Below are 307 nucleotides of genomic sequence, written 5' to 3'. Positions count from 1 at the left end.
CCTACAGGTTTTAGCCATTCAGAAATAGCAGTCTTGCACTGTTCAATGATTTCTAGTGATGGGGATATCACTACAAGGTCATCGGCGTATCTTATAACAGTAGCCTGCGCTCTGTCTGCTTTCTTTGGATACATTGTCTCTATGAACCTAATCATGCCATCCAATGCGATGTTAGCGAGTATTGGACTTATTACCCCTCCTTGAGGTGTCCCTGTTTCTGTATCCTCGAATACACCGTTATCTAGCACACCAGCTTTGAGCCATTGTTTCAGGTCTCTTTTTAGGCAGCTTGGACAATGAATTTTGG

General features: G+C 43.3%; 1 protein-coding gene. It reads right to left on the bottom strand.

All coding sequences use genetic code 11. The features are described 5' to 3' along the window. Positions 1-307 (bottom strand): reverse transcriptase/maturase family protein (locus P5674_RS26265; protein WP_315670529.1); only part of this gene is annotated, 307 nt, incomplete at both ends.

Origin of the sequence: Limnospira sp. PMC 289.06 (assembly GCF_032350395.1) — a bacterium.
GTDB classification, from domain to species: Bacteria; Cyanobacteriota; Cyanobacteriia; order Cyanobacteriales; family Microcoleaceae; genus Limnospira; species Limnospira platensis.
Note: the sequence above shows the minus strand (reverse complement) of the source record. Positions and strands in the feature narration are given on the sequence as shown.